Here is a 19,084-nt window from a genome sequence, read left to right as displayed (position 1 = left end):
CGTCACAGGGACTGCAAATACGCCCTGGCAATCCACAAGTCGCCGTCCTCCTCGGTCAGGCTCTCCAGACTGGATACGAGCCTGCCGAGATAGTGCCGCGAGTGGGCGTGGACATATTCGTCGCGGTCCATGTTCAACCGCTCGCTGAGCTGGGCGAAGATGCGCGCCTGTATTCTGTTAATGAGCATGGGGCCTCCAATCCGCGTTGATGTTCTTTCATCTTTCGTCCGACGTTCGCCCAAAATGCGTCGCGAGTCCGCCGGGCTTGTTCCCGCTGTGCGTTCCTGCCGTGCGCTTGAGGACCCGGAGCTTCAGCTCTTCGGTCCGCTTTTCCTCTTGTCTCAGCAAATCCCGCCTTCCAGGCAATTCTGTGTCTTGGCCAGATCCTGCACCTCGACCTGACTCAAGGGGCGGCCCGCGCCGGCGGCGCGCTGGCGGATGGTGTCCACCAGACTGCCGATGGAGTGCAGCGGTCCTTCAAGGCCCACCTGGCGGAGCATGGTCCTGACCGCGCCTCGTCCGGCCTTGGCGCCCAGGGCCAGGATGCGGTTGGCTCCTGTCTGGGCCGGGTCGTAGGGTTCGAAGAGCGCCGGGTTTTTGAGGATGCCGTCCACGTGCAGGCCCGATTCGGCCGCGAAAATGTCATCGCCTGAAACCGGCCGGTTGCGTGCCACCGGGATGCGCGCGAGTTCGGCCACCATGTCGCACAGTCCGCGCACCAGATTCATGTCGTAGATATCGTAGCCCTGCACCAGCCGCAGGTGACCTGCCACTTCCTCCAGGGCGGAGATGCCCGAGCGCTCGCCGATTCCGAGCACCGAGACGTCGGCCCAGTGCGCGCCCGCTTCCAGGGCCGTGATGGCGTTGGCCGTGGCCATGCCGAAATCGTTGTGGCAGTGGATGGCGATCTCCATGTCCGCTCCGGCGGCGAAGAAGCGCACCAGTTCGGCGATGCGGGTCGGAGTCATGACGCCCAGCGTGTCGGCCAGGCGGATGCGCACGGCGCCGAGGTCCCGGGCCATGCGGGCCATGGACAGGGCGAATTCCTGATCGGCGCGGGTCACGTCCTCAAGGCCGATGCTGATGCGGCGGATGCCGCAGGAGTGGGCCAGGCCCACGGTTTCGCGCAGCATGGCGGTCAGGCCGTCACGGTCCGTGCGCAGGCGCTCGGCGATGTGCAGGTCCGAAACGGGCAGACCGATGTTGATCGTGTCGATGCCCAGCCCCGCTGCCCGGTACACATCCACCGTGCGGCAGGGAGACCATACGCTCAGGTCACAGGTCGCGCCCCTGTGCCGCAGAGCCCTTACCAACTCTTCAAGTCCCTGTTGCCCCATCCAGCCGATCTCTATCTCTTCCACACCCATGTCCGCGATGCGTCCGGCGATTTCGATTCCGATCTGATTTGGGATGCAGGTCCCGAACATTTGCGCCCCTTCCCTGAGTGTCGTGTCGATCAACATGCGTCCTCCCGTGTTTGCTTTGTCATTGCACGGTCGGTGCCACGTTTTATGATTTCTTCATTATCTTGAATTTTATGGTTTTATTGCTTTTACGAGAGGTCTTGGGTGTGCGGACACTAATGTTTGAACCTACATTTTCGTAGTTGTTGTTTGTGTATATTTCGGGATGGCAGGACGATGTCTGTTTTTCTTTTCTCCTTTATTTTCAGATATTTGAGATCTTGCGTAATTTTTGGCACGCGCGTTGCCCTAGGGAGGTTCAGGTACGGCACACAACTACACCAAAAACTCTCACATAAAGGAGCGCACGTCATGAGGAAGATCGCAATTTACGGAAAGGGCGGCATCGGCAAATCCACCACCACACAGAACACGGTCGCGGGCCTGGCTGAAATGGGCAAGAAGATCATGGTCGTCGGCTGTGATCCCAAGGCCGACTCCACCCGCCTGCTGCTCGGCGGCCTGGCGCAGAAGTCCGTTCTGGATACCCTGCGCGACGAAGGCGAGGACGTGGAACTGGCCGACATCCGCAAGGCCGGCTTCAGCGGCACCTGGTGCGTCGAATCCGGCGGACCCGAGCCGGGCGTCGGTTGCGCCGGTCGCGGCATCATCACCTCCATCAACATGCTGGAATCGCTTGGCGCCTACCACGAGTCCGAAGCCTTGGATTACGCATTCTACGATGTTCTGGGCGACGTTGTCTGCGGCGGGTTCGCCATGCCCATCCGCGACGGCAAGGCCGAAGAGATCTACATCGTCTGTTCCGGCGAGATGATGGCCATGTATGCGGCCAACAACATCTGCAAGGGCATCATGAAATACGCCGAATCCGGCGGAGTGCGTCTGGGCGGCCTGATCTGCAACTCCCGCAACGTCGATAACGAACGCGAGATGATCGAAGAACTGGCCAAGAAGATCGGCACGCAGATGATCTACTTCGTCCCCCGCGACAACGACGTGCAGCGCGCCGAGATCAACCGCATGACCGTCATCGAATGGCAGCCCAACGCTCCCCAGGCCGATCACTACCGCAATCTGGCCAAGGCCATCGACCAGAACAAGATGTTCGTCGTGCCGAAGCCCCTTGAAATCGAGGAACTGGAGCAGCTGCTCATGGACTTCGGCCTGCTCGAAGCCGTCTAGGCGGTCGTCCAAAAATCCGTTCTGGACTGCGTTGCTCCCCGATTTTGAAGGGCTCATGTAGTCGGCTACACTTCACCCTTCAAATTCGACTCGCGCCTTGCCACAACGAATTTTTGAACGACCTTGGAGTGAAAGTTAAATAATAAAAAGAGTTATAGAAGAAACGAAGGAGAGAAAACATATGATCATGGTCAGAGCAATCGTACGCCCCGAAAAGTCCGACGACGTTCTCGCAGCCCTCATGGACGCAGGTTTTCCGGCGGTGACCAAATATTCCGTGGCCGGTCGCGGCAAGCAGCGCGGCATCAAGATCGGCGAAGTGACCTACGACGAGATCCCCAAGACCATGCTCATGAGCGTGGTCAAGGCCGAGGACAAGGACTTCGTCATCAGCGTGATCATGAAGGCCGCCCGCAGCGGCGCCAAGGGCGCTTTCGGCGACGGCAAGATTTTCGTCAGCGACGTGAGCGATGTCTTCACCATCAGTTCCGGCATCTGCGACAGCACCCCGGCAGGAGCATAGTCATGAAAGAAGTGATCGCGGTCATCCGCATGAACATGATGAACAAGACCAAGAAGGCTTTGCAGGACGCGGGCGTGGTCGCTTTCTTCGCCCATGAGGCTTTCGGTCGCGGCAAGGGTCTGGTGGACGCGAAGCCTCTCGAAGGGGCCAGGAAGGGGATCGAGGAAGCGGTGGCGGTGCTGGGGGAGAAGGGCAAGCTCTATCCCAAACGCATGCTGACCGTCGTGGTCACCGATGATCTGGTCTCGGAGGTGGTCAAGGTCGTCACGGACGTCAACAGGACCGGCCAGCCCGGCGACGGCAAGATTTTCGTTTTGCCCATGATCGACGCGGTACGGGTCAGAACCGGAGAAAAGGGCGCCAAGTCCATTGAATAGAGCCGGTTTCATCCATTGAAACCAGGACACACGAAGGAGAACATCATGCCATCATCTGCCAAGAAGCTCGTCAACTGGACGCCCACGGACATAAAAGCGGACATGCTCGCCAAGTATCCGCCCAAGGTGGCCAGAAAGCGCGCCTCCCAGATCCTCGTCAACGAGGCCCTGGGCAACGAGACCCCTGAAATTTCCGCCAACGTGCGCACCATTCCAGGCATAATCACCATGCGCGGCTGCACCTACGCCGGCTGCAAGGGCGTCATTCTGGGGCCCACCCGCGACATCGTCAACATCACCCACGGCCCCATCGGCTGCGGATTCTATTCCTGGCTGACTCGCCGCAACCAGACCGACGCTTCGGCCGAGGGCGCGGAAAACTTCATGCCGTACTGTTTTTCCACGGACATGCAGGACCAGGACATCATCTTCGGCGGCGAAAAGAAACTCCAGGCCGCCATCCAGGAAGCCTACGACCTCTTCCATCCCAAAGCCATCGCCATCTTCGCGACCTGTCCCGTGGGTCTCATCGGCGACGACATCCACGCAGTGGCCCGCAAGATGAAGGCCAAGTTCGGCGACTGCAACGTCTTCGCCTTCAGCTGTGAAGGATACAAGGGCGTCAGCCAGTCCGCCGGTCACCACATCGCCAACAACAAGATCTTCAGCGAAGTGGTGGGCGAGAACGATGCCGAGAAGCCCGGCGAGTTCAAGATCAACCTTTTGGGCGAATACAACATCGGCGGCGACGGGTTCGAGATCGACCGCATCCTCAAGAAATGCGGCATCACCAATATCTCCACCTTCTCCGGCAACTCGACCTACGATCAGTTCGCCTCGGCGCACAAGGCCGATCTGTCCGCGGTCATGTGCCACCGCTCCATCAACTACGTGGCCGACATGCTCGAAACCAAGTTCGGCATCCCGTGGATCAAGGTCAACTTCATCGGCGCCAAATCCACGGCCAAGTCCCTGCGCAAGATCGCTGAATACTTCGGTGATCCGGGCCTGACCGCCCGTGTGGAAGAGGTCATCGCAGAGGAGATGCCGGTGGTGGAGGAAGTCATCGCCGAGATCCGTCCCCGCACCGAAGGCAAGACCGCCATGCTCTTTGTCGGCGGTTCCCGCGCCCATCATTACCAGGACCTCTTTGCCGAGATGGGCATGAAGACCCTGGCCGCGGGCTACGAGTTCGCCCACCGCGACGACTACGAAGGCCGCCACGTCATCCCGAATCTGAAGGTCGACGCCGACAGTCGCAACATCGAGGAAATCGAGGTCAAGGCGGACGAGCAGCGTTACGCCCCGCGCAAGACCTCCGAAGAGATGGCGAAACTCGAAGCCGCCGGACTGAAGTTCAAGGAATACGACGGCCTGATCCCGGACATGGATCATCAGACCCTCGTTATCGACGACCTCAATCAGTACGAGGCCGAAAAGCTGGTCGAAATCATCAAACCCGATGTTTTCTGCGCGGGCATCAAGGAAAAGTTCTCCATCCAGAAGCTGGGTATCCCCATGAAGCAGCTGCACAGCTACGATTCCGGCGGTCCCTATGCCGGTTTTCAGGGCGCGGTCAATTTCTATCATGAGATCGACCGCCTCGTGAACAGCAAGGTCTGGAGTTACATGAAGGCCCCCTGGCAGGAAAACCCGGAACTGTCCGCCACGTACGTCTGGGAATAAGAGGAAATAATCATGCTACTTAGACATACCCCCAAGGAAATAAAGGAACGCAGCGCCCTGGCCATCAACCCGGCCAAGACCTGCCAGCCCATCGGCGCCATGTACGCGGCGCTCGGCATTCACGGCTGCCTGCCGCACTCTCACGGCTCCCAGGGCTGCTGCGCCTATCACCGCAGCGCACTGACCCGACACTACAAGGAGCCCGTTTCGGCCGCCACCAGCTCCTTCACCGAAGGCGCCTCGGTCTTCGGCGGCGGCGCGAACCTGGTCTCGGCCATCGAGAACATCTTCACCGTCTATGAGCCCGACGTCATCGCCGTGCACACCACCTGCCTGTCCGAGACCATAGGCGACGATCTGCCGCAGATGACCGACAAGGCCAAGAAGAGCGGCAAGGTGCCCGAAGGCAAGCACGTGATCTACGCCAATACGCCAAGCTACGTGGGCTCGCATGTCACCGGCTTCTCCAACATGGTCAAGGGCATGGCCAAGGGCTTCGCCGTGAACACCGGCAAGAAGAACGGCCGCGTGAACATCATTCCCGGCTGGGTCGAGCCCTCGGACATGGAGGAAGTGAGGCGCATGGCCACCCTCATGGGCCTTGACATCATCCTCTTCCCGGACACCTCCGGCGTCCTGAACGGGGCGCTGAACGGCGAATACAAGATGTTCCCCGATGGCGGCACTCCGGTCGCGGATCTCGTCGCCTCCGGCGACGCCATCGGCACCCTGGCCCTTGGCGAATGGTGCTCGGCCGATGCGGCCCGCTGGCTGGACACCCAGTGCAAGGTGCCCTGCACCGTGCTCGACATGCCCTTCGGCCTCAAGGCCACGGACCGCTTCATAGACACCCTGCGCAAGGTCGCGGGCGTGAACGTGCCCGACACCATCGCCTTCGAGCGCGGGCAGCTGGTCGATCTGATCTCCGACATGCACCAGTACTTTCACGGCAAGAAGGTGGCCCTGGTCGGCGATCCCGATCAGGTCATCGCCCTGACCGAATTCCTGGCCTCCATCGACATGAAGCCCGTGCACATCGTCACCGGAACCCCCGGCAACAAGTTCGAGAAGCGCATCGACGAGATCACGTCCGAGGCCGGTTACAAGGCCAACGTCAAGGCGGGCGGGGACATGTTCCTGCTGCATCAGTGGATCAAGAACGAGCCCGTGGATCTGATCATCGGCAACACCTACTGCAAGTACATCGCCCGCGACGAGGACATCCCGTTCCTGCGCTTTGGGTTTCCCATCTTCGACCGCGTCGGCCACCAGTACTTTCCGACCGTCGGTTACAAGGGCGGGCTGCACATGCTGACCAGAATCCTCGATCTCATCCTGACCCGCACGGATCGTGATGAAACGGAAGAGAAGTTTGAACTCGTCTACTAGATGTCCGGCGGCGGGGCGACCCGCCGCCTCTTGAAGGAGCAGGATCATGACTTTCGCGCCTCCCCAGGGAAATCGTCCGCTGGTGGCCGTGGCCAGCAGCACCGGCAAGACCGTGGACATGCATCTCGGCCATGTCCGGGAGTTCAGGATCTACGGCCGTGACCAGGGCATGGTCGGTCTCCTCGGAACCCGGCCCGCGCCGACTCCCGGCGGCGGGAGCATCCGCTGGGAAGGGGTGGCCGAGGTCTTGAGCGACTGCGCCTACCTGCTGGTCGCGAGCGTAGGCCCAAAGCCCCTCGAAGTCCTGGCCGCCAAGGGACTCACGGTCATCGAGGCCGAAGGCTTCGTGCTCAGCCTGGTGCGCCAGCTTTATGGTTCGGCGGATTTTGCGCCGGAAAATCACTCTTAAAAAATTTGGAGACAGATATGGCCATTCCCGAAAAACAGATTCTCGTTTGCCAGAGCTTTCGCGCCGGGGGCGACCCCAAGGGCGTGTGCTTCAAGCAGACCGACGGATTCCTGCAGTACATGGAAGAAGAGATCCTGGCCCGGGGCCTCGATATCCTGATCACGGCTACGGGCTGCATGAAGCTGTGTGAAAAGGGTCCGATCATGGTCGTCCAGCCCGACAACTGGTGGTTTGGCGGCGTGGACAGCGAAGAGGCCATCGACGCCATCCTGGACGGAATCGAGGCGGGCGAGCCCTGCGCCGAATATCTTTTGTCCTAGGTTTTGACTGATTGAATTTTTGCCCCGAATCCGCCGGAGGGTCTCCTCCATCGGCCCTGCGGCGGATTCGGGAGCCATGAGCCACATTTTTGGATCGATGGGCCAAGCGGCCATACAGAGATGAATTTTCGGGCGCAAACACAGCGATACCGCCCCAAGGAGCACACCATGAACAAGACCATACTCGAAGAACGGAAAAGCCAGATGCACCGTATCGGCGAAGAGCCCTTTGCCATGGCGTGCAACCGCCCCAGCCTGGCCGGCGCGGTCAGCCAGCGGGCCTGCGTGTTTTGCGGTTCACGGGTGGTGCTCTATCCCATAGCCGACGCCCTGCATCTCGTGCACGGCCCCATCGGCTGCGCCACCTACACCTGGGACATCCGGGGGGCCATCTCCTCGGGTCCGCAGCTGCACCGCCTGAGCTTTTCCACGGACCTGCAGGAAATGGACGTCATCTTCGGCGGCGAGAAGAAGCTCGAAGCAAGCCTTCGCGAACTCATCGGCCTGCACAATCCCAAGGCCGCCTTCGTCTATTCGACCTGCATCGTCGGCCTCATCGGCGACGACCTGGAGGCCGTGTGCCGCCGCGTTTCCGAAGACACGGGCATAACGGTCCTGCCGGTCATGAGCGAAGGCTTCAAGGGCAACAAGCGCGAAGGCTACGCCGCCGCCTGCAAGGCCATGTTCCGCCTGGTGGGCACGGGCGACACCACGGGCATCTCGCCCATGAGCGTGAACATCCTTGGCGACTTCAACCTGGCGGGTGAGACATGGATCGTGCGCGAATATTTCAAGAAGATGGGGGTCGAGACCGTGGCCAACATCACCGGCGACGGGCGGGTGGACGACATCCGGCGTTGTCACGGCGCGGCGCTGAATCTGGTGCAGTGCTCCGGGGCGACCATGGAGCTGGCGAAGATGATGGAGGAGAAATACGGCATTCCCTACCAGCGGGTATCCTACCTTGGCGTGGAGGACATGGCCGATTCACTCTACAAGGTGGCCGATTTTTTCTCGGACAGGGATCCGGAAATAAAGGCCAAGACCGTGGAGCTGGTTCGCGGGGAGCTTTCCGTGCTGATGCCGAAGCTGGCCGAGCTGCGCCGCGATCTCGAAGGCAAGAAGGTGGCCATGTACGTGGGCGGGTCCTTCAAGGCCTTCTCGCTGGTCAAGGCCTTCAGGCACCTCGGCATGTCGGTGGTCGTGGTCGGTTCCCAGACAGGAACCGAGGAGGATTACAAGGAGCTGGCCGCCATCTCCGATCCCGGGACCATCATCGTCGATGACGCCAATCCCCTCGAACTGGCCCAGTTCATCAAGGAAAAGGATGTGGACGTGTTCGTCGGCGGGGTCAAGGAGCGGCCCATTGCCTACAAGCTGGGCGTCGGTTTCTGCGACCACAACCACGAGCGCAAGATTGCGCTGGAAGGCTTCATCGGCATGTACAATTTCGCCAGGGAAATCCACGCCTCGGTCATGAGCCCGATCTGGAGGTTCATGCCCCGGCGCAACGCGCGTCCGGCCACATCCGCCCGCGTGACCTGCATCCCCAAGGAGGCCGTCAATGGCTAACACCTACGTTTCCACCACCAACGCATGCAAGATGTGCACGCCCATGGGCGCGGCCCTGGTTTTCAAGGGTATCGAGAACGCCGTCCCCTTTCTGCACGGCTCCCAGGGCTGCGCCACCTACATGCGGCGCTATATCATCAGCCATTACCGCGAACCCGTGGACATCGCCTCCTCGGCCCTGGGCGAGAAGAGCGCGGTGTACGGCGGCGGGCCGAACCTGAAGAAGGGCATCCTCAATGTCATGCGCAAGTACGACGTGGATCTGGTCGGCGTGGCCACGACCTGCCTGACCGAGACCATCGGCGACGATGTCGGCCGCTATCTGTACGAATTTCGCGAGGAATTTGCCGATTTGCCGCTGCCGGAGCTGGTCCATGTGTCTACCCCCAGCTACTCGGGCACGCACATGGAAGGCTGGCACGCGGCCGTGCGTTCCCTGGCCGATCAGGTGGTCAAGGAGAAGGGGGCCTCCCACGGCGGCGTGAATCTGCTGCCCGGCTTCCTGTCCCCGGCGGATTATCGCTTCCTGCGCGGTTTGGGCGAACGCTCCGGCGTGCGTTTCACCATGCTTCCCGACCTATCCCGAACCATGGATGGCGTGATCTGGGACGACTACCACTCCCTGCCCGACGGCGGCACGCCCGTGGCCGATATCCGGGCCATGGGCGGCGCGGCCGGGACCATCGAGTTCGGCATGTCCGGGGGGCTGGCGGAATCGGCCTCCGGAGTGCTTGAGCGCAAGTTCGGGGTTCCGGCCCGCAAGACCATGATCCCCATCGGCCTTCGGGCCACGGACGCCTTCATGGACACTTTGAGCGAATTCGCGGGCTGCGACATGCCCGAAAAGGACGCCTTTGACCGGGGCAGGCTGCTCGACGCCATGGTCGACGGGCACAAGTACATTTTTGGCAAGCGGGCCGTGGTTTACGGCGAGGAGGATTTCGTGATCGCGATGTGCTCCTTTCTGGGCGAGATCGGCGTCCAGCCGGTCCTGGCCGCCACCGGCACCCAGGGCGAGCGTTTCAGGGAAGCGGTCACCGAGGCCCTCGGCGATGTCTGCGTGAACATGCCCGTGATCAGGAGCGGCGCGGATTTCAAGGACATCGAGGAAGAGGCCGCCGAACTGGCTCCGGATCTGCTGGTCGGCCACAGCAAAGGCTACAAGCTGGCCCGGGCGTCAAACATCCCGCTCATCCGGGTCGGCTTTCCCATCCATGACCGCTTCGGGGGCCAGCGCATCCTGCATGTCGGTTACGAAGGCGCGCTGTCCCTCTACGACATGCTGGTCAACGCCGTGCTGGAGAAGAGCCAGGACGAGTGCCCGGTGGGGTATGGGTATTTGTAGGCGGGGTTTTTGAACTGCCAGGATTGAACGGCATGGATTCCCGCCTTCGCGGGAATGACATCGGGGCGAAGCGCTGCTTGCGCGCATCTATCGGGAATTCGTCAAGGTATCAGGCACCGCCAGCCGCAAAGCGTTTGTGTCATTCCCGCGAAGGCGGGAATCCATCTTCAGCTTTCATCTGCGTCACAGACGCATCAACATACAAGGGAGAACCCCATGTCCGAAGCAAAAGACAGATCAAAGCATCCCTGTTTCAATAAAGAGACTTCAGGTTCCTGCGGCCGTGTGCATCTGCCCGTGGCCCCGGGCTGCAATATCCAGTGCAACTACTGCAACCGCAAGTACGACTGCGTGAACGAGTCCCGGCCGGGCGTCACCAGCGCGATCCTGCCTCCGGACAAGGCGGTGGAATACCTGGATGAAGTCCTGAAGAAAGAGCCGCGCATCACCGTGGTCGGCATTGCCGGGCCCGGCGATCCCATGGCCGAGGCCAAGCGCACCATCGAGACCATCGAGCGGATCAACGAGAAATATCCGGACATGCTTTATTGCCTGTCCTCCAACGGGCTGGCCCTGCCCGAGCATGTGGACCGCCTGGCCGAGCTGGGCGTGACCCATGTGACCGTGACCATGAACGCCGTGGACCCGGAGATCGGCGCGAAGATCTATTCCTGGGTCCGGGTCGGAAAGGTGGTTTACCGGGGCGTCGAGGGCGCGAGGATTCTGCTCGAACGCCAGCTCGAATCCATCCGTCTGCTCAAGGCCAAGGGCATCACCGTGAAGGTGAACAGCATCATCATCCCCGGCGTGAACGATCATCATCTGATCGAGGTGGCCAAGGTGGCCGCGGAACTTGGCGCGGACATCCAGAATCTCATTCCGTTGCATCCGACGGCGGACACGCCCTTTGCCGGAATGGAAGAACCGACCAAGGCGCTCATCCATGAGCTGAGGGCAAAAGGCGGGGAGCTGGTGCCGCAGATGACCCATTGCAAGCGCTGCCGGGCCGATGCCGTGGGCCTCTTGTGCTCGGACCGCTCCAGCGAACTGATCCCGACCCTGAACAAGCTGGCCTGCGGTTCCTCGAAGGAAGCCAGGCCTTATGTGGCCGTGGCCACGCGGGAAGGGATGCTTGTCAACATGCACCTGGGCGAGGCGCCCGGTTTTCAGGTCTGGGCCCCACACGGCAAGGGTGCGCGCATGATCGAGGAGAGGCTGGCGCCGGAAGTGGGCTGCGGACCGGATCGCTGGCACAGGCTTGCCGAAATCCTGCATGACTGTTCCCTGGTCCTGGTCGAAGCGGCCGGGAAGCAACCCCGGCAGGTTCTTGGGGAGCATGGGATCATGGTGCTTGAATGCACGGGCTTGATTTCCGACATCGTGACGGAACATTATCAGGGAAGGGACATCATGCGTTACAAGACGCGCACCCACAAGGCAGGATGTGCAGGCATGGGGAGCGGCTGCGGATGAACAATGTTTCGTGATGCGTGAGCGTAAAATGGCGGCAGGGACTCCTGTCGCCATTTTGCGTTCACGCGAAACCGCTGATGGCCTTCTTTTTTGAAATTCTGCCGGTGAAATAGAACGTCAGGCGCTGCCCCGTGCAAACCGGGGTCCTGTTTCCGATTCTTTAAGGTGCGTCTTGAAAGCGACTTTGTGCTGTATGAAGGATGGAACTATGTCGTTCAGGTTTGATTGGAGCGATGAGGCCGCACGTCCTTAGTTGATTATTTTTTCCGTTTCTTGTTGAAAAATGGGGGTGTTGCATGTAAGGCACTTGCATCTTGGCAATTGACATGCACTTGCCGTTCATTGCGCAGGATGTGTTTTGTTTTGATAACCGACTGAATATGTTGTGTTTGTTTTGGCCTCTTCGCCCGTTCGGCGCTTGACCGCTACGTACTTGAACCGTAAAGGCAAGGCCCATGACGAAAAAATGCGCTACGCGATTTCTGATCTTATTGATCGTATATGTCCTGATCAGCGGATTGGCCGGAATCGGCTTTTCCGCATTTGCGTCTTCCGGATCGCACGTCTTCCGGGCCTCCGTGGTGCCGAGGCCCGAGGCCGCCGGTCCCGACACTCAGGCCCTGGTTCGGACCGAGCCCGTGGAAGCCGTTTCGTCCGCTCCCAAGCCACCAGTCAAAAAGACCGCCTCATCCAAGACCAAGCCTGCCGTTCCCAAGTCCGAAGCGGCAGAGCAAGTTACAACGCCCGCTCCGAAGCAGGCCGCCAAGCCGCAGGCCGCAGAGGCCAAGGCCAAGAAATCCCTCGCTGACAAGGCCGGACCGGCCAAGCAGGCCGTGAAGCCGGGCACCTCCAAGGACCTGTACCTGAACGCGCAGGCCGCATTGCTGATCAACATGTCCACCGGAGAAGTCTATTACGAGCACAATCCGGACAAGACCATCGCGCCGGCATCGATCACCAAGCTCCTGACGTTGTACATCATTCGCGAAGCCCTGGCCCAGGGCAAGCTCGCGCCTACGACGCCCATTCCCGTCAGCGCCACGGCCGTCAAGACCGGAGGGTCGCGCATGCGTCTCAAACGCAATGAAAAAGTCCCGCTGAGCGAGCTTATCAAGGGGATCAGCGTGGTTTCGGCCAACAATGCCTGCGTGGCCGTGGCCGAATATTTCGGCAAGGGCGATCCTTCCAAGTTCGTGGCGCAGATGAACGCGAAAGCCAAGAAGATCGGCATGATCAACAGCCGCTTCAAGAATCCCAACGGCCTGCCCGCATCGGGCCAGCTTTCCACCGCCCGGGACATCGCCAAGCTGTCCGTGGCCTATCTGCGCACGTTTCCCGAAGCGCTGAAGGTGCACTCCATGACGAGTCACACGTATCATGGGGCGACGCATCGCAACGCCAATACCTTGCTGCGTACCTACAAGGGCGTGGACGGGCTCAAGACCGGTTTTGTCTGTGACGCGGGTTACAATATCACGGCCACGGCCAAGCGCGGCAAGACTCGGCTTGTGGCCGTGGTGCTCGGGGCCCAGAATTCCGCCGTGCGTCAGCGTGAGACGGCCCGGCTGCTTGATTACGGATTCCGGCGAGCCGCCAAGGACGAGAAGCTCGCCAAAAAGCCTTCAGGCGCGGCCAAGAAGCCGGAAGCCTGACCGGCGTCCGAGCCTTGTCGGTACTCGTAAAAAAAGGGATTTCACGGAATCCCTTTTTTTACGCGCGCCGCCTGGCGTCTGAAACAAGCCCGACTGTGTGACCCAATCGTGGTGAAGAGGCGAGTCAGTCCTGGTCGGCCACCGCCTGTTTGAGGGGGAGCAGTTCGTCGAATTCGACCCCGATGTAATAGAGTCCCATCAGTGAACTGTCGTCGATTTGTCCCCAGCGCACGGTCCCGTGCACTTCCTCGATGGCCTCGAAGCGTTCGAACCCCGCATTGGCAGCCGCCACGATGACCCTGTCTCCCATGTTGAAACCATAGTCGGCTTCGATGAGCAGACCGCCTCGGCCGATGTTTATGATCCGTGCCGAGACGACCATGTCGGTCTCGTTTTGCGGGATGATCCTGCACGGAAGCAGACAGCCGAAGCGCTTCCATTTCCTGTTTTTCTGCATCTCATGAGCCATGGAAAGGTCCTCTCGCTGCGGCAGGTTTTTTTGGAAAAGCCAAATTTTCTGGGTCTATAGAGGATGCGCGAAGACAACACAAGGAGAATGGACGCGATTATTGCTCAGTCAGCACCATTCTGCGCGGCAGTTCACGCTCCAGGGCGACTCCCACGTGGTAGACGTTTTGTCCCAGGGACGACGTGGACTGGCTCCAGCGCACCGTGCCGACCAGGATTTCGGCGAATTCGAAGAGCAGGGCGTCGTATTCATCCTCAAGGGTGATGGCGACGCGTTCATTGGCGATGAATCCCTGTTCCGTCGCGAGCATGACCCCGCCCGGGCTCAGGTTGATGATGCTGCCCGGAGCCGAGTTGCGCGTATCGCCTTCGTAGCTGATCTTGCACGGCACGGTTATCGGTTCGCGGTCCCAGCGGCGCTTGTTTTGGTCCATTTGTTCCCCTTCGCGTTGGTTTGACTTCATGCAACATGAAGGTTCGGGAGTGTTCCGTCAAGCATTGCCGGCAGCAATTGGTCCTGTCCTGATTTATTGCAAACGGTTCTCAATTTTACTTGGTATGTGTAACCAGCCCGAACACATTGCGCCGGGCGTGCAAGGAAGGGCATATCAGAAAAGACAGTCCATGAATGTCGCGTTATCCACGTTGCGGATGAATTCGTCGACCCGGACATCCGCCAGGTGTCTGGACAGTTCGCTTCGTTCGTGACGGCAGCCCGCGAGCAGGGCCTCAAGCTCAGCCACGGCCCGCGCTCCGAAGAAATCCCCGAAAATCCTGGCCTGTTCGATGCGGCCGTGTCGGACATCGAGGTGAATTTCCACGACGCCGCCCTCGGTGCGCGTGCCCCGCGTGAAGCCATAGTTGGGCGAGGAGCCGAAATTCCAGTCCCACGTGCCGTACTTCGATTCGACAAGTCCGTTTATGGCCGCTTCCTCGCTCGCGTGAAGGCCGGGCAGGGTTTCTGACTCGCTGCCGGAAACATGGGCCATGACGCGACGGACAAAGGTCTCCACATCCATGGGTTCGGGCAGGTGGCTTGAAATGTTGGTGACCCGCTTGGCGACGCTCTTGACGGCCTTGTCCACGTACTTGACCGGGTTGACCCTCAATGCTCCGGACAGGTCGGCCATCTGGGAGGAGAAGAGCAGGGTGCCGTGATGCAGGACCCGGTCCTTTTCCAGGAGCTGGGCGTTGCCGGAAAACTTTTGCCCGTCGATGACCAGGTCGTTGCGGCCCTCAAACCGGCAGTCCACGCCCATGGCCTGCAGGGCTTCCATGATCGGTGCGGTGAAGCGATGGAAGTCCAGATGTTTGGTTTGCCTGCCGAGCTGGATGAAGGTGAAGTTGACGTTGCCCAGATCATGAAACACGGCCCCGCCACCCGTAAGGCGACGGATGACCGTGATGCCGCGCTCGCGCACGAAATCCTCGTCGATCTCCGAGGCGGTGTTCTGATTGCGTCCGACGATGACGGCGGGCGCGTTGCGCCAGAGCATGAAGATGTCCGTGTCCGTGTGGCGCAGCAGCCATTCCTCGGCGGCGAGGTTGAAGGCCGGGTCGGTGCTGGTGTTGTGGATGAAGCGCATGGGGCTCCTTGGCTAAGGGTGGGAAGCGTCGTGAAGAATTGATGTATGAAAACTGTCCGAGCCATGATTTCATGGCTCGGACAGCGGAGGACAGTCGGAAGCTAAAGAACGAATTTCCAGTACGGGATAGCGATAAAGGCGATGAAAAAGGCCGTCAAGACCATGCGTACGGCCAGGACTTTGACCATGTCTTTGAAGAGCATGAATCCGGAGCTGAAGAAGTAGAGGAGCACGGCGTATTCATACGGGAATACGTAGTTGTCCAGGCCATATTGGAATGCATAGTACAGAACCCTGGGATTCATATCCATCTGTACGCCCAGTTCGACCAGGGGGGAGGTCAAGGTGGTCGTCGCGGCCAGGGGCGTCAGAAGGAAGTTGGCCAGGGCGCCAAGTATGTATGCCGCTGTTCCGGCCGAGGTCGGGCTCATCTCGTGAAAAAAGGGCAAGGTGATGCTGGCGATCCACTGGGTGACCTTGAGGTTTCCGCCGGCGCTGCCAATGGCCATACAGCCCATGATGAAAAAGAGTGGGGCGAAGTTGATCTTGCTGAAACGTTCGCCGTTCATCAGTCCGACACCGGGCAGGAAGGAGGCAAAGGCGACCATGATCAAAATGAGTCCGGCGTTGATGCCGTGCAGGGTGTCCGTGGCCAGCAGGATCAGGGTCAGGAGCATGAGGAAGGCGGCGGTCTTCTGTGTCTTGGTGACCGGACCAAGCTCCTTGAGCTTTGTTTCCAGAATGGGACCCAGGGTCTTACGGTCGACCTTGGAGGGCAGCATGAACATGACCAGCCCGACGGACATGGCCGTGTAGATGGTGCCCGGGATGAAATTGTGATACGCGTACTGCATCCAGGCGGTTTTGGTATCCATGACCTTGTCCGCCAGTCCCATGCCCAGGACGAGGTCCGCCCCTCCCGTCAGGTAGCAGAGCTTCGACGAGGCCACTGCCAGGCAGGTGCCCAGGATGACGGCTGTGGCCTCACGGCTCTTGGGCCGGAAGTCAAGGGCTTCGCACAGGCTGATGGCGATGGCGCAGAAGATGGCCGCCTTGCCTGTGATGGCCGGAACCAGGGGCGCGACGATGAAGACCGCCAAGGTCAGGCCCCAGAGGGCGCCGACAAAGCTGCCGCCCATGGCCCGTACGCAGGTTAGACCGATGCGCTTTCCGAGGCCGGTGTCTTGCAGGATCTTGCCCAGGGTGAAGCCGCCGATGACGATGATGGGCACCTGAGAGGTCCATGGACCGTAGGCGACCTTCTGAGGAACACCGCAGATGACGATGTACAGTACGGGCAACAGGATGCCGACGGCCACTTCATTGATGATGTCCGTCGCCCAGACCACGACGGCCCAGGCCGTGACGGCAAGAAAGAGGGCCATGGGACGAGTCAGGGTTTCGCCGTCCAGGGGCAGCAGAAAATAGACGGCCAGGGGAATGACAAGACTCAAGGCCCATTTGAAAAGGGTCTCTTTTTCCGGCATTTGTGGGGTTGCGACCATCGGATATCTCCTTGGGATGAAATTTGATTGTTGGAGAATACGGTGGGCGAGGCAGCCATGCTGTAACAATTGCCACTTTTTTTACGACGCGGAAAGATTATCGTCACTTTTTTCACGAACAAACTGCCCTGGAGTTTTTTGCCGTTGCGGATGTTGCCGAAGGCGGGGCTAGACGTGGAATTCATTTGTGGCAAGGCGCAAACGGCCCGGGGTTCAGGACATGGAGGTGAAGCATATGACTGCCATTAGATCGGGTACGGAAATGAAAGAACTGGAGTTTTCCCGAATTCCTTCCGAGGCTGGATGCTGGCGCAAGGTTATTTCGCAGGGCCGCAGGATGAAATTTCTGAAAGGGGCGCAGATTTTTTCGCGGTTGACCGACGATAGTTTTATCTTTTTTCTTGATGTGGGAGAGATATGGCTGACCAGATCGACCCTGGATGGCCGCGAAAAGATCATTTGGAGCATCGGCCCGGACTCGCTTTTCGGCGAGACGCCCTTTTTCGACGAGCTCCCGTCCAGGAGCGCCATTGTCGCCGGAACGGATTCCACGGTCTATGCGTTTGCGCGCAGGTGTGTCCTTGAGGAAATCCTGCCCCGGCACCCAGACCTGATGATCGCGCTGTTCCGATCGCTGGCCTTCAAGGTCCGCGTGCTGATCAATCAGGCCGTGAGCCTCAGTCTGGACGACCTGCCGTCGCGCATCTGCAAGTACCTGCACCTGCGTCAGATGGAGGAGGTCAGCGAGAGTGGCCCTCTCGTTGTCCGACCCGGCCTCAATCAACAGGAACTGGCCAATCTTCTCGGTGTTCACCGCGTGACCCTCAACAAATCCCTGCGTGAGTTGGAAAAGGCTGGCATTCTGGGGCCGTACTCACGCGACGAGGTCGATATCCTCGACCGACCCCGTTTCGAAGAACTGGTCTACCAAAACGAGTAGGGCGAAGGCCGGCCGCCCCCCCTTGCTCAGTTTTCCTTCCCCTCCCTCTTCCATCATTTTGAGAGCTTGCTGAAATATCGATCCGCTTCAACGTTTTTCACGCATTTTGTCGTGTGATGAAAGCCGTTGCGCCGTGAATGTCGTATGGACGTCCTTCTGCCCATGGTCGTATTTTGCGTCGTTTTTTTTCTAGGAATGTAACAAATGCAACAGAGTTTCCCCGCGGATTCCCCATAGGTTGTTCCTGGTTTCACAAACTGTTTGCGCTCGCGTCATATTATGCGGGTGCGATTATCTCAACCTGAACATCGAAGGGAGAATCACATGCGTCTGAAAATTCTGTCGAGCCTGCTGCTGGGCTGCTGCCTCGTCCTGCCTGCCGCTTCGGGTCACTGCTCACAAAATGCCTCGGTCCCCGCACCAGCCGGCGCCGTCGGCGTCAATCACGGTCCGGGCGGCATGGGTTTTCCCGTGGGCAAGTTCTGCGCCGTGGCGAACTACCGTTATGCCCACAAGGACGAGTGGTATCTGCATACTTCCGAGGAGGACGGTGCGGACAAGGAAGTGTCGAGCCATAACATCGTGTTCAAGACGCGCTATGGAATCGCCAAGGGTTGGGATATCCGCACGGCCACTCCGTTCCTGATGAACACTATCGAAACCGACGGGAAGAACGACGCCTGGTCCGGAGGCCTGGGGGATACGACGGCCATTCTCCGTAAGCAGTTCATGTCGCAGAAGGACGGCGCTCCCCTGAGTCTGGCTTTGGACCTCGGTATGTTCGTGCCGACGGGCGAGGTCGGTCAAAACAATATCGGTACCGGCGCCTGGGGCGGTCTGGTCGGTGCCGGCGCCACATGGATGATCGGTTCTCACCGCTTGGAAACCGACCTGAGCTACCTCATCTACACCGAAGGCAGGAAGGAAGTGACCAAGGGCGACCGACTGCGTGTCAATGGCCATTACGCTTACGCCCTGAACAACCGGCTCGATCTGGGGCTGGAAGGCTACTACGAATGGACGCAGGCCGACGAGGCCGACGGCGTGAATCAGGAAAACGACGTGAAGACCTTTTTTGCCGGTCCCAAATTCAATCTGAAGTTCCCCGAGTACGGCGTGACCTTGGGTGGGGTTGTCCTCGGCGCGGCATACCGTGAATACGAGAAGCAGACCCTGACCGAGGACTGGCGGGCGGAATTCAAGCTGATCAAGCTGTTCTAGATATTCGAAAAA

At 59.8% G+C, this 19,084-nt stretch carries 19 protein-coding genes; 13 read left to right on the top strand and 6 right to left on the bottom strand.

The features are described 5' to 3' along the window. Positions 1 to 2: 2 nt before the first annotated feature. Complete coding sequence (locus tag H4684_RS08190) at positions 3 to 188, bottom strand: hypothetical protein (RefSeq protein WP_092193635.1); 186 nt, start codon at positions 186 to 188, stop codon at positions 3 to 5. A 153-nt stretch (positions 189 to 341) separates the two neighbouring features. After that, positions 342 to 1,463 (bottom strand): LeuA family protein, encoded by a 1,122-nt coding sequence (locus H4684_RS08185; RefSeq protein ID WP_192623421.1) that lies wholly within the window; start codon positions 1,461 to 1,463, stop codon positions 342 to 344. Positions 1,464 to 1,775: 312 nt separating this feature from the next. On the opposite strand from H4684_RS08185, the gene nifH reads away from it, so the two are divergent. The 11 genes from nifH to H4684_RS08130 all read left to right on the top strand — a co-directional run bounded on the left by nifH (position 1,776) and on the right by H4684_RS08130 (position 13,352). Next, a complete protein-coding gene (nifH, locus tag H4684_RS08180; protein WP_192623420.1) occupies positions 1,776 to 2,606 on the top strand; it encodes a nitrogenase iron protein in 831 nt (276 codons plus the stop codon). Positions 2,607 to 2,787: 181 nt separating this feature from the next. After that, a complete protein-coding gene (locus H4684_RS08175) occupies positions 2,788 to 3,129 on the top strand; it encodes a P-II family nitrogen regulator (RefSeq protein WP_192623419.1) in 342 nt (113 codons plus the stop codon). 2 nt (positions 3,130 to 3,131) lie between these two features. Then, positions 3,132 to 3,506 carry a P-II family nitrogen regulator gene (locus tag H4684_RS08170; protein WP_192623418.1) on the top strand — a complete coding sequence of 125 codons (375 nt, stop codon included), beginning with the start codon at positions 3,132 to 3,134 and terminating at the stop codon, positions 3,504 to 3,506. A gap of 45 nt (positions 3,507 to 3,551) precedes the next feature. Continuing rightward, on the top strand, positions 3,552 to 5,192 hold the full coding sequence (gene nifD, locus H4684_RS08165; RefSeq protein ID WP_192623417.1) for a nitrogenase molybdenum-iron protein alpha chain: 1,641 nt from the start codon (positions 3,552 to 3,554) through the stop codon (positions 5,190 to 5,192). Between the two features lie 12 nt (positions 5,193 to 5,204). Further along, positions 5,205 to 6,581, top strand: a complete 1,377-nt coding sequence (gene nifK, locus H4684_RS08160; RefSeq protein WP_092193641.1) for a nitrogenase molybdenum-iron protein subunit beta — start codon at positions 5,205 to 5,207, stop codon at positions 6,579 to 6,581. 46 nt (positions 6,582 to 6,627) lie between these two features. Further along, positions 6,628 to 6,990 (top strand): NifB/NifX family molybdenum-iron cluster-binding protein, encoded by a 363-nt coding sequence (locus H4684_RS08155; RefSeq protein ID WP_092193642.1) that lies wholly within the window; start codon positions 6,628 to 6,630, stop codon positions 6,988 to 6,990. 17 nt (positions 6,991 to 7,007) lie between these two features. Beyond that, entirely contained in the window at positions 7,008 to 7,310 is a 303-nt protein-coding gene (locus tag H4684_RS08150) for a (2Fe-2S) ferredoxin domain-containing protein (RefSeq protein WP_092193643.1), read from the top strand. A 168-nt stretch (positions 7,311 to 7,478) separates the two neighbouring features. Beyond that, on the top strand, positions 7,479 to 8,882 hold the full coding sequence (nifE, locus tag H4684_RS08145; RefSeq protein WP_192623416.1) for a nitrogenase iron-molybdenum cofactor biosynthesis protein NifE: 1,404 nt from the start codon (positions 7,479 to 7,481) through the stop codon (positions 8,880 to 8,882). Continuing rightward, positions 8,875 to 10,227 (top strand): nitrogenase component 1, encoded by a 1,353-nt coding sequence (locus H4684_RS08140; RefSeq protein WP_192623415.1) that lies wholly within the window; start codon positions 8,875 to 8,877, stop codon positions 10,225 to 10,227. Before nifE ends, H4684_RS08140 begins: the two co-directional genes overlap by 8 nt. A gap of 216 nt (positions 10,228 to 10,443) precedes the next feature. Continuing rightward, positions 10,444 to 11,700: a nitrogenase cofactor biosynthesis protein NifB gene (gene nifB, locus H4684_RS08135; protein WP_192623414.1), complete on the top strand. Its 1,257-nt coding sequence runs from the start codon at positions 10,444 to 10,446 to the stop codon at positions 11,698 to 11,700. Between the two features lie 455 nt (positions 11,701 to 12,155). After that, positions 12,156 to 13,352 (top strand): D-alanyl-D-alanine carboxypeptidase family protein, encoded by a 1,197-nt coding sequence (locus H4684_RS08130; RefSeq protein ID WP_192623413.1) that lies wholly within the window; start codon positions 12,156 to 12,158, stop codon positions 13,350 to 13,352. A 124-nt stretch (positions 13,353 to 13,476) separates the two neighbouring features. Here H4684_RS08130 and H4684_RS08125 read toward each other — a convergent pair whose 3' ends face one another. The 4 genes from H4684_RS08125 to H4684_RS08110 form a co-directional block, all read right to left on the bottom strand. Further along, positions 13,477 to 13,821, bottom strand: coding sequence for a PilZ domain-containing protein (locus H4684_RS08125; RefSeq protein WP_092193648.1), 345 nt, complete (start codon positions 13,819 to 13,821; stop codon positions 13,477 to 13,479). 97 nt (positions 13,822 to 13,918) lie between these two features. Continuing rightward, complete coding sequence (locus H4684_RS08120) at positions 13,919 to 14,254, bottom strand: PilZ domain-containing protein (protein ID WP_161949185.1); 336 nt, start codon at positions 14,252 to 14,254, stop codon at positions 13,919 to 13,921. Between the two features lie 174 nt (positions 14,255 to 14,428). Further along, positions 14,429 to 15,406, bottom strand: a complete 978-nt coding sequence (locus H4684_RS08115) for a lipoate--protein ligase (protein WP_092193650.1) — start codon at positions 15,404 to 15,406, stop codon at positions 14,429 to 14,431. Positions 15,407 to 15,507: 101 nt separating this feature from the next. Continuing rightward, positions 15,508 to 16,911, bottom strand: a complete 1,404-nt coding sequence (locus H4684_RS08110) for an SLC13 family permease (RefSeq protein WP_225940326.1) — start codon at positions 16,909 to 16,911, stop codon at positions 15,508 to 15,510. Positions 16,912 to 17,146: 235 nt separating this feature from the next. Between H4684_RS08110 and H4684_RS08105 the strand changes: the two genes are divergently transcribed. Both H4684_RS08105 and H4684_RS08100 read left to right on the top strand, forming a co-directional pair. Then, positions 17,147 to 17,851, top strand: a complete 705-nt coding sequence (locus H4684_RS08105) for a Crp/Fnr family transcriptional regulator (RefSeq protein WP_192623412.1) — start codon at positions 17,147 to 17,149, stop codon at positions 17,849 to 17,851. Positions 17,852 to 18,175: 324 nt separating this feature from the next. After that, on the top strand, positions 18,176 to 19,072 hold the full coding sequence (locus H4684_RS08100; RefSeq protein ID WP_192623411.1) for a transporter: 897 nt from the start codon (positions 18,176 to 18,178) through the stop codon (positions 19,070 to 19,072). The last annotated feature ends 12 nt before the right edge of the window (positions 19,073 to 19,084 follow it).

It is taken from the genome of Desulfomicrobium macestii (assembly GCF_014873765.1).
Lineage (GTDB): Bacteria > Desulfobacterota > Desulfovibrionia > Desulfovibrionales > Desulfomicrobiaceae > Desulfomicrobium > Desulfomicrobium macestii.
The sequence above is the reverse complement of the archived record's forward strand: the minus strand, read 5'-3'. Positions and strand labels throughout refer to the sequence as shown.